Here is a 10,060-nt window from a genome sequence, read left to right on the forward strand (position 1 = left end):
GTACGCGAGGACGTCGCCGCACCGCTACGCCTCGCCGCGGCGGTGCGGCCGGCCTTGGCGGTCACGGTGTCGGCATCTGCGGGCGCGCGGCGACGCTTTGCCTTGACCGGTGCGCCGACCTCGACCAGCGCCTCCGGTTCGCACTCGGCGAGCGGCACCTCGCGACCGGCCAGGATCTCGGCCAGGAATGCCCCGGTGTGGCTGCCCTCGGTCTGCGCCACCTGTTCGGGGGTGCCGGTGGCGATGACCTGGCCACCGCGGTGACCACCGTCCGGGCCCATGTCGATGACCCAGTCGGCGGTCTTGATCACGTCCAGGTTGTGCTCGATCACAACCACGGTGTTACCACCGTCGACCAAGCGGTTGAGGACGCCGAGCAGCTTGCTGATGTCGTCGAAGTGCAGGCCGGTGGTAGGTTCGTCCAGCACGTACAGGGTGCGGCCGGTCGACCTGCGCTGCAGCTCGGCGGCCAGCTTCACCCGCTGCGCCTCACCGCCGGACAAGGTGGTGGCCGGCTGCCCCAGCCGGACGTAGCCCAGGCCGACCTCGACCAGGGTCTTCAGGTGCCTCGAGATGGCGGAGATCGGCGCGAAGAACTCGGCGGCCTGCTCGAGCGGCAGTGCCAGCACCTCGGCTACGCTCAGCCCCTTGTACTTCACCTCCAGCGTCTCGCGGTTGTACCGGGCGCCGTGGCAGACCTCGCACGGCACGTAGACGTCGGGCAGGAAGTTCATCTCGATCTTGATCGTGCCGTCGCCCATGCAGTGCTCGCAGCGTCCGCCCTTGACGTTGAAGCTGAACCGGCCGGGCTGGTAGCCGCGGGCCTTGGCCTCGGGGGTCTGGCTGAACAGCGTCCTGATCTTGTCGAAGACCCCGGTGTAGGTTGCCGGATTGGAGCGCGGCGAGCGGCCGATCGGGGACTGGTCGACGTGGACCACCTTGTTGATCGCATCGGTGCCGGTGATGCCGGTGTGCCGGCCGGGCACGTCCTTGGCGCCGTAGAGCTGCTTGGCCAACGAAGTGTAGAGGATCGAGTTGACCAGGGTGGACTTGCCGGAACCGGAAACGCCGGTGACCGCGATGAACCGCCCAAGCGGGAACTCGACGGTGATGTCGGCCAGGTTGTTCTCGGTGGCCCCGTGCACCACCAGCGACTGGCCGTTGCCCCGGCGCCGCCGGTCGGGCAGCGGGATCTGCCGGCGTCCCGACAGGTAGGCACCGGTGATGGACCGGTCGCAGGCCAGCAGCTCGGCGAAGCTGCCGCTGACCACCACCTCGCCGCCGTGCTCGCCGGCCCCAGGCCCGATATCGACGATGTGGTCGGCAGCCCGCATGGTGTCCTCATCGTGCTCGACCACGATCAGGGTGTTGCCCAGATCGCGTAGCCGCTGCAGAGTGGCGATCAACCGGCGGTTGTCGCGCTGGTGCAGGCCGATGGACGGCTCGTCCAGCACGTACAGCACACCGGTGAGCCCCGAGCCGATCTGGGTGGCCAACCTGATCCGTTGGGCCTCGCCACCCGACAGCGAGCCGGCGGCCCGCGCCAGGGTCAGGTAGTCCAGGCCCACGTCGAGCAGGAACCTCAGCCGCGTCCGGATCTCGCGCAGCACCAGGTCGGCGATCGACATCTCACGCTCGGACAGTTCCAGCGAGGCGACGAACTCGGCCAGGTGGTCGACCGACAGCCGCGACACCTCGTCGATATTGCGGCCGGCCACGGTCACCGCCAGCGACGACGGCTTGAGCCGCGCCCCGCCGCAGGCCGAGCACGGGATCTCGCGCAGGTAGGCGCCCCACCGGTCGCGAGCGGCGTCCGACTCGGCCTCGTCGAACCGGCGCCGAACCTGTGGCAGGACGCCTTCGTACTTCTGGGTGTAGGTGCGCACCCGGCCGAACCGGTTGCGGTAGCGCACCAGCACCGGATCGTCGTGGCCCTTGAGGATGAACTGCTGAACCTTGGCGGGCAACTGGTGCCAGGGCGTGTCCACCGAGAAGCCGTGCGCCTCGGCCATCGACTCGAAGACGTGGCTGTAGTGGGCGGCCACGGTGGGGCTGGACCAGGGCGCGATGGCACCCTCGGCGAGGCTCTTGAGCTGGTCGGGAACCACCAGGGCCGGATCGACCTCGAGGGTGGTGCCGAGCCCCGTGCAGGTGGGGCAGGCCCCCCAGGGACTGTTGAAGGAGAACTGCCGCGGCTCCATCTCGTCCAGTGCGATGTCGTGCCCGTTGGGACACGACAACTTCTCGCTGAAGCTGCGGGCGCGCTGCGGGTCTTCGGGGTTGCGGTCGACGAAGTCGATGACGACCAGACCGCCGGCCAGCCCGAGCGCGGTCTCGACCGAATCGGTGATCCGCTGCTTGGCCGATGCCTTCACCGCGACCCGGTCGACCACCACGTCGACATCGTGCTTCCGCTGCTTGTCGAGGCTGGGCGGGTCGGTGAGCTGGTGGGTCTCGCCATCGACCCGCACCCGGGCGTAACCCTCACCGGCCAGGGTGCGGAACATCTCGCGGTACTCGCCCTTGCGTCCCCGGATCATCGGGGCCAGCACCTGGAATCGGGTGCCCTCGGGCAGGGCGAGCACTTGGTCGACGATCTGCTGCGGGGTCTGCCGGCTGATCGGTTCACCGCAGACCAGGCAGTGTGGGTGGCCCACCCGGGCGAACAGCAGCCGCAGGTAGTCGTAGATCTCGGTCACCGTACCGACGGTCGAGCGGGGGTTGCGGCTGGTCGACTTCTGGTCGATCGCGACCGCCGGCGACAGCCCCTCGATGAGGTCGACGGCAGGCTTGTCCATCTGGCCCAGGAACTGCCGGGCGTAGGCGGACAGCGACTCCACGTAGCGGCGCTGCCCCTCGGCGAAGATGGTGTCGAAGGCCAGGGACGACTTACCAGAGCCGGACAGCCCGGTGAACACAATCAGCGAGTCCTTGGGCAGGTCGAGATTGATGTTGCGCAGGTTGTGTTCCCGGGCACCGGAGATGATAAGACGATCCTTCACGACCCTTATGGTATGCGCCCGCTCAGACAGTCCTGTGAAGTGCCGGATCGCTCTGGACACCCACCGCGAACCGTGGTCGACTGAACAGGCAGCGCCGCAGCGACAGGAGATCCAGATGGCTTGGGACATGGCCAAACACCAGCTGCTCAGCGACTCGGTCCAACTGCCCGAGCTGCGCAGGTACAAGCTCGCAGCCACCCAGCGCCTCCTCGGTGACACCATCGCCATCAGCGAACAGGCATGGCAGGAGCCTTCCAGGCTGCCCGGCTGGACCCGCGCCCACGTGGCCACCCACCTGGCCCGCAACGCCGATGCCCTGGTTCGCGCGGTGGACGCGGTGCTGATGGGCCGGCGCGGCCTGATGTACGACTCCGACGAGGACCGCGAGCTCGCGATCGAACGGGGCTCGGAGCGCACCGGCCTGGAACTGCAGATCGACCTCGACACCAGTGACGGACGCCTGAATCGCCGGTTCAACGTGCTGCACTCGGTGCCGCGCGACATGATGGTGGAACTGGTCCCCGGCAGCCTGCTCAGTTGCGAGTTGTTGCCGTTGCTGCGGCTGAATGAGGTGGTGCTGCACCACGTCGACATCGACTGCGGGTTCGAGATCACCCAGGTCGAACCGCGGATCGCGCGGCTGCTGCTGGAGTGGAACACGATGGGTCAACCTCCCACACCGCACCGGTCGGCCCGGCTGGTCAGCGACACCGGGTTCATCGCGGAGGTGGGCCAGGGTGGCAGCCCGGTGGTGATCGAAGGGCCGGACGCGCTGCTGCTCGGCTGGTTCACCGGACGCCTCAGCGATGCCCAGGCGATCGACCTGCCGTCCTCACCGGTCTACCACTGAGGTTCGATAGCGTGTGGCCATGACTGGCCTGTTCCACACCTCCACCACGTCCGCCCCGATCGTCTTCGATGCCGCCGGGATGCAGTGCACGAAGGCCGCGGTCGGCAGCATGGACAACAACGCCTACCTGCTGGACGCCGGTGGGCCGCTGCTGTTGATCGACGCCCCGGACGAGGCGGAGCGGTTGCTGGCCCTGCTGGACGGCCGACCGCTGGCTGCGGTGGTGACCACCCACCGGCATCCCGACCACCTGCAGGCCCTGGCCGAAGTGGTTCGGCGGACCGGGGCGACCGCCTACGCCGGCGGCCCTGACGCGTCCGCAATCGAGCAGCAGACCGGCGTCGCCAGCCGAAGGGTGTGGACCGGTGACCGCATCGAGTGCGACGGGATCCGGCTGGAGGTCGTCGGCCTGGTCGGCCACACGCCCGGGTCGGTCGCCCTGGTGCTGCACGGGGTGGACGGCTCCCCCACCCACATCTTCAGCGGTGACTCGCTGTTCCCCGGCGGCGTTGGCAAGACCAGCTCGCCAGCCGACTTCGCGTCCCTGCTGGGTGAGGTCACCAGTCGGCTGTTCGACCGGTTCGCCGACGATACGGTGGTCCACCCGGGCCACGGCGACGCCACCACGCTGGGCGCGGAACGCCCGCACCTGAAGCAGTGGCAGGCCCGCGGCTGGTGACGACCAACCGCGGGACCGGCAGTGTTGCAAGGGTCAGTGCTTGTCGACCTGCTCGGCTGACACCGAGGTGTCGGATCGGGTCTTGAGCAACGACAGCAGCGCCGTGATCGCGATGGTGGCGACGATGACCACCAGCGACAGCAGGGTCGGGATCTCCCAATCGATCCAGTGGTAGTGGTGCATGGCGTGCAGGACCAGCTTGACCGCGATGAAGCAGAGGATGAACGCCAGGCCGAGCGACAGGTACACCAGCCGCTGGAGCAGGCCACCGAGCAGGAAGTACAGCTGGCGCAGACCCATCAGGGCGAAGAAGTTCGCGGTGAAGACCAGGTAGGGCTCCTGGGTGAGGCCGAAGATGGCCGGGATGGAGTCGAGCGCGAACATGATGTCGATCGAACCGAGCGCGACCACCACGAAGAACAGCGGGGTGAACACCCGGCGGCCGTCGAGCTTCACCGAGAAGTGGGTGCCGTGGTACTCGTTGGTGGACGGGACGACCCGCTTGACGAACCGCATCACCGCGGTGTCGGTCTTGGCACCCTCGTCCTCCTCGCCGTGCTTGCGGTAGTCGATGACGAGCTTGACGCCGGTGTAGAGCAGGAACGCGCCGAAGATGAAGAAGACCCAGGCGAAGCGCTCGATCAGGGCCGCGCCGAGCAGGATGAAGATGCCGCGGAAGACCAGCGCCAGGATGATGCCGCACATCAGCGCGAACTGCTGGTAGACCCGCGGCACGCGCATGCTGCCGAGCACGATGATGAAGACGAACAGGTTGTCGATCGACAGCGAGTACTCGGTCAGGTAGCCGGAGAAGAACTCGATGGCGTACTGCCAACTGGTCTTGTCGGTGACCGGGTGGGCGAACAGTCCGATACCGATGCCGAACAGGACCGCAGCGGTGATGTAGATGCTGATCCAGATCGTGCACTCCTTCATGGAGGGCTCGTGCGGCCTTCGGATCATCATCACGACGTCGAACACCAGCACCGCCGTGAGGACGGCCAGCGTGATGATCCACACCATGGGGGTTACATGCATCTAATACGCCTTCCAGTTCGGAAAAGGGAGACTCTACTGGAGGTCTTGCCACAGATCGTCCCGATCGGCTGCGGTATGGGAAGTCTAGCTTCGTATTGACGGCACCGCACGGGGGCTACTCCCCTCCGGGCAGGATTCTTGCACTCAGGCCAGGATATAGCCAAATTCGACGGGGGTGCCCGGCGCCCATTCCGGCTGCGAATCCCTGGCACCGCTTGGCGTCTGGTCTGCCCATTGGCTAGCGGGTCGCCTCTACCATCTGCCGGAGCTCCTTCTTCAGGTCGGCCACCTCGTCGCGCAGTCTGGCCGCCAGCTCGAACTGCAACTCGCCCGCGGCCTGGTGCATCTGCGCGGTCAGTTCCTGGATCAGGGCGGCCAGTTCGCTGGCCGGCAGGTTGGACGGGTCGAGGTTTCGCAGTCCGCTCGGTAGCGCGACCGTCGAGTTGCGCGGCCTGCCCTTGCCCTGCGTGTTGGAAACCCAGTACTCGGTGTCGGCGTCCTCGCGGGCCATCAGGTCGGTGATGTCGGCGATCCGCTTGCGCAGCGGCTGCGGGTCGAGGCCGTGCTCGGTGTTGAAGGCCACCTGCTTGGCTCGGCGCCGGTTGGTCTCGTCGATGGCGTTGCGCATCGACGGGGTGACCTGGTCGGCGTACATGTGCACCTGACCCGACACGTTCCGGGCGGCCCGGCCGATGGTCTGGATCAGGGACCGCTCCGAACGGAGGAAGCCCTCCTTGTCGGCGTCCAGGATCGCGACCAGGGAGACCTCGGGCAGGTCGAGCCCCTCGCGCAGCAGGTTGATCCCGACCAGCACGTCGTACTCGCCGAGCCGCAGTTCGCGCAGCAACTCGACCCGCCGCAGGGTGTCGACCTCGGAGTGCAGGTACCGCGTCCGGACGCCGTGCTCGAGCAGGTAATCGGTGAGGTCCTCGGCCATCTTCTTGGTCAGCGTGGTGACCAGCACGCGCTCGTCGCGGGCGACCCGGTCGCGGATCTCGCCCATCAGGTCGTCGATCTGGCCGCGGGTGGGCTTCACGATCACCTCTGGGTCGACCAGCCCGGTCGGCCGGATGATCTGCTCGACGAACCCGTTGGCCCGGGCCAGCTCGTACGGGCCGGGGGTGGCCGAGGAGTAGATGGTCTGCCCGATCCGCGTCGTGAACTCCTCGAACCGCAGCGGCCGGTTGTCCATCGCGCTGGGCAACCGGAAGCCGTGCTCGACCAGGGTGCGCTTGCGGCTCATGTCGCCCTCGTACATGCCGCCGATCTGCGGCACGGTGACGTGGGACTCGTCGATGACCAGCAGGAAGTCCTCGGGGAAGTAGTCGAGCAGGCAGTTGGGCGGGCTACCCGGCCCACGGCCGTCGATGTGCCGGGAGTAGTTCTCGATGCCCGCGCAGGTGCCGATCTGGCGCATCATCTCGATGTCGTAGGTGGTGCGCATCCGCAACCGCTGGGCCTCGAGCAGCTTGCCCTGCGCCTCCAGTTCGGCCAGCCGGTCGTCCAGCTCGAGCTCGATGCCCGCGATCGCCCGTTCCATCCGTTCCGGGCCGGCGACGTAGTGGGACGCCGGGAAGACGTACATCTCCTCATCGGTGGTGAGCAGTTCCCCGGTGGTCGGGTGCATGGTCGACAGCGCGTCCACCTCGTCGCCGAAGAACTCCACCCGGACGGCGTTCGCCTCGTACATCGGGAACACCTCGAGGGTGTCGCCACGCACCCGGAAGGTGCCCCTGGTGCCGGCGAGGTCGTTGCGGACGTACTGCATCTCGACCAGCTTGTGCAGCAGGTCGCTGCGCTCCCACTCCTGCCCGACCCGCAGCTTGAGCATCGAATCGACGTACTCCTGCGGTGTGCCCAGGCCGTAGATCGCCGAAACCGTTGCCACCACGATGACGTCGCGCCTGGTCAGCAGGGAGTTGGTGGTCGAGTAGCGGAGCCGCTCCACTTCCTCGTTCAGGCTGGAGTCCTTCTCGATGTAGGTGTCGGTCTGCGGGACGTAGGCCTCGGGCTGGTAGTAGTCGTAGTAGCTGACGAAGTACTCGACCGCGTTGTCGGGGAAGAACTGCCGCAGCTCGGCGGCGTACTGGGCGGCCAGCGTCTTGTTCGGCTGCATCACCAGCATCGGACGCTGCAGCCGCTCGGCCAGCCACGCCACGGTTGCCGTCTTGCCGGTGCCGGTGGCGCCCAGCAGGATGATGTCGTTCTCACCGGCCCGCACGCGGCGTTCGAGCTCGTCGATCGCCGCCGGCTGGTCACCTGCCGGTTTGAAGCCGGCCTGCATCTTGAACGGTGCCACCCGCCGGGTGATCTCTTCCACTGGACGCATGGCACCAGCGTAGGTCGGGCCACTGACAGAACAGAACGGGCCGGTACGCCGGCGGCGAACCGGCCTCAGGACGCGAGCAGCAGCCAGCGGGCCAGGCCACCGAACGCGCAGGCGGTGAGCAGGCTGATGAAGGTGCCGATGATGAACCGTTCCGCAGCCGCGTTGCTGCCGGTCTTCAGTTCGGGGTACCGGCCGATCCCCTTGATCGCCAGCGCGATCGCGATGCCCTCGGTGAACCCGGTCACCACCGACGCGAAGACGGCGAGCCGCTCGACCATTCCGATCCACTTGCCGCCCTGCAGCACGTGGGCGGCCGCCGCGACGTCCGGCGACTCCCCGGCCGGGGCGTCCCGGTGCGAGATGCGCCGGAACAGCGCCTCGACCAGCGGGCCGCCCAGCCAGACCGCCGCGGCGCCCAGCAGCACTACCGACGCCACCCGGATCGCGACCAGGATGCCCGGCGTCATCGGTCGGCCTCCATCGCGGCGGCCAGTGTCAAGGCGGTCAGTTCCGCCAACCGGTTGACCTCGTCGAAGTTCGCGATCGCGAGCCGTTGCGAGATGGCGGACCTGCTGACCCGCAACTGCTCGGCGATCTGCGCCTGGCTGGCGCCGTTGGCGGCCATCTCGCTCACTTCCCATCCCTCCGGTGTGCGTCGGGACGCCAGCGCCCGCAGCCCGATCAGGGCGGATTCGGCGTACCGGGCGGCGTCCTGCAGACCACCGTAGGACGCGGTACTGACAGAACCGCGACCCTCACCGGTCAGTGCGCTCAGCAACCTGAGCCCCTGCGGGCTGCGGCGGGTCTCGACTGCCTGCCTGGCCATCAGGAACGCCGTGCCCCGCGCCTGGCGGGTGGACGAGGGCAGCGGTCGCTCGATCGAACCGATCCCGATGCCGACCCGCCAGCCGCCCAGTCGGGTCAGCCGCAACACCACCTCGACCACCGTCCCGGCGGTGGTGCAGACCCCCTGAATCTCGTCACCGACGGTACGCTCAAAGCCGAGCAGGACCCCGGCGCAACACCCGGACAGCAGGTCCAGCGCCGCCGGCACCAGGTCCTGGCGTCGTCGGCTGGCCTGCTGGTCGGCGGTGACAACCGCGACCGCGCCGCCCTCCCATGCCATGACTGCAGTTTAGGGCATTGCCTTATCAGGCTCAAGTCAAGCCTGCAGCCTTATTACGCAGCTCCCGCCAGACGGCCTGCACCTGACCGTCCAGCTCATCCGGCGCACCGGAGTTGTCGATCACCCAGTCTGCGGCGGCCAGCCGTTCGGCCCGGGCCGCCTGCGCTTCGACACGAGCCTGCGCCTGCTCGGCGCTGAACCCGTTGCGGGTCATCAACCGCTCGACCTGCACCGCCTCGGGCAGGTCGACCACGACCACCGCATCGAACTGGTCGGCCAACCCGGTCTCGACCAGCAGCGGGATCACCGAGATCACCACCTCGTCGTCGCCGGCCTCGGCCAGCAGCTCGGCCCGACGCTGCCGCACCCTGGGGTGCACAATCGCGTTCAGATCGGCCCGGGCCACATCGTCGGCGAAGACGATCGCCCCAAGGGCCTGCCGGTCGAGGCGGCCCTGGTCGTCCAGGACCTGGCCACCGAACCTGGCGACGACTTCAGCCAGGCCCGGTGTGCCCGGCTCGACCACCTCGCGGGCAAGCTGGTCGGAATCGATCAGCAGGGCGCCCCGCTCGGCGAACAGCGCGGCCACAGTCGTCTTGCCGGAGGCTATGCCGCCGGTGAGTGCCACCTGGAGTGCCATGCTCAATCCTGCACCGTGAAGGCCGCGTCGATCGCCATCCGCAGCGCGACCTCGTGCGAACCGGTGCCCCAGTCGCGCGGGTCGTAGACCCCGCCGGCCAGCGAATCGGCGGTGAACAGGATCTGGCCGAACCGGACCCCCCGGTACTGCGCCCACGCCGCCCAGGCGGCGCACTCCATCTCGACCACGCTGCAGCCCTGACCGAGGCGTCGGTCGATCATGGCCGGGGTCTCGCGGTAGAAGCCGTCGGTGGTCCAGGTGGTCACCTCGACCGCCGGGTGTCCGCGCGCCTCGATCGCCGCGATGCAGGCCGCGCGCACCTGCGGATCGGTGCCCACCGACTCGGCCGCCGGCAGGTAATGGTGGCTGGTGCCCTCGGCGCGCAGCGCGCGGGCG

At 68.2% G+C, this 10,060-nt stretch carries 8 protein-coding genes and 1 pseudogene; 2 read left to right on the plus strand and 7 right to left on the minus strand.

What is annotated here, in order from left to right; genetic code table 11:
• Window positions 1–3,002, minus strand: a 3,002-nt coding sequence (gene uvrA, locus WBL05_RS05155; protein ID WP_424224205.1) for an excinuclease ABC subunit UvrA, incomplete at its 3' end; no start/stop codon positions are given.
• 115 nt (window positions 3,003–3,117) lie between these two features.
• On the opposite strand from uvrA, the gene WBL05_RS05160 reads away from it, so the two are divergent.
• Both WBL05_RS05160 and WBL05_RS05165 read left to right on the plus strand, forming a co-directional pair.
• Window positions 3,118–3,852, plus strand: a complete 735-nt coding sequence (locus tag WBL05_RS05160; RefSeq protein ID WP_424224207.1) for a maleylpyruvate isomerase family mycothiol-dependent enzyme — start codon at window positions 3,118–3,120, stop codon at window positions 3,850–3,852.
• A gap of 19 nt (window positions 3,853–3,871) precedes the next feature.
• A complete protein-coding gene (locus WBL05_RS05165; protein WP_424224209.1) occupies window positions 3,872–4,531 on the plus strand; it encodes an MBL fold metallo-hydrolase in 660 nt (219 codons plus the stop codon).
• Between the two features lie 33 nt (window positions 4,532–4,564).
• Here the strand turns inward: WBL05_RS05165 and WBL05_RS05170 are convergent, their stop codons facing one another.
• The 6 genes and pseudogenes from WBL05_RS05170 to WBL05_RS05195 form a co-directional block, all read right to left on the minus strand.
• On the minus strand, window positions 4,565–5,569 hold the full coding sequence (locus WBL05_RS05170; protein WP_424224211.1) for a TerC family protein: 1,005 nt from the start codon (window positions 5,567–5,569) through the stop codon (window positions 4,565–4,567).
• A 238-nt stretch (window positions 5,570–5,807) separates the two neighbouring features.
• Entirely contained in the window at window positions 5,808–7,898 is a 2,091-nt protein-coding gene (gene uvrB, locus WBL05_RS05175; protein WP_424224212.1) for an excinuclease ABC subunit UvrB, read from the minus strand.
• A 65-nt stretch (window positions 7,899–7,963) separates the two neighbouring features.
• Window positions 7,964–8,365 (minus strand): hypothetical protein, encoded by a 402-nt coding sequence (locus WBL05_RS05180; protein ID WP_424224213.1) that lies wholly within the window; start codon window positions 8,363–8,365, stop codon window positions 7,964–7,966.
• On the minus strand, window positions 8,362–9,024 hold the full coding sequence (locus WBL05_RS05185) for a hypothetical protein (protein ID WP_424224214.1): 663 nt from the start codon (window positions 9,022–9,024) through the stop codon (window positions 8,362–8,364). Before WBL05_RS05185 ends, WBL05_RS05180 begins: the two co-directional genes overlap by 4 nt.
• Window positions 9,025–9,055: 31 nt before the next feature.
• A complete protein-coding gene (gene coaE / locus WBL05_RS05190; RefSeq protein WP_424224216.1) occupies window positions 9,056–9,664 on the minus strand; it encodes a dephospho-CoA kinase in 609 nt (202 codons plus the stop codon).
• A gap of 2 nt (window positions 9,665–9,666) precedes the next feature.
• Window positions 9,667–10,060 (minus strand): annotated as a pseudogene (locus WBL05_RS05195) (nucleoside phosphorylase); the annotation flags it as partial.

The organism is Brooklawnia sp. (assembly GCF_049651565.1).
Lineage (GTDB): Bacteria > Actinomycetota > Actinomycetes > Propionibacteriales > Propionibacteriaceae > Brooklawnia.

Coding starts and splice junctions, on each gene's coding strand:
- WBL05_RS05160 (WP_424224207.1), top strand. CDS start 3,118: ATGGCTTGGGACATGGCCAAACACCAGCTGCTCAGCGACTCGGTCCAA.
- WBL05_RS05165 (WP_424224209.1), top strand. CDS start 3,872: ATGACTGGCCTGTTCCACACCTCCACCACGTCCGCCCCGATCGTCTTC.
- WBL05_RS05170 (WP_424224211.1), bottom strand. CDS start 5,569: ATGCATGTAACCCCCATGGTGTGGATCATCACGCTGGCCGTCCTCACG.
- uvrB (WP_424224212.1), bottom strand. CDS start 7,898: ATGCGTCCAGTGGAAGAGATCACCCGGCGGGTGGCACCGTTCAAGATG.
- WBL05_RS05180 (WP_424224213.1), bottom strand. CDS start 8,365: ATGACGCCGGGCATCCTGGTCGCGATCCGGGTGGCGTCGGTAGTGCTG.
- WBL05_RS05185 (WP_424224214.1), bottom strand. CDS start 9,024: ATGGCATGGGAGGGCGGCGCGGTCGCGGTTGTCACCGCCGACCAGCAG.
- coaE (WP_424224216.1), bottom strand. CDS start 9,664: ATGGCACTCCAGGTGGCACTCACCGGCGGCATAGCCTCCGGCAAGACG.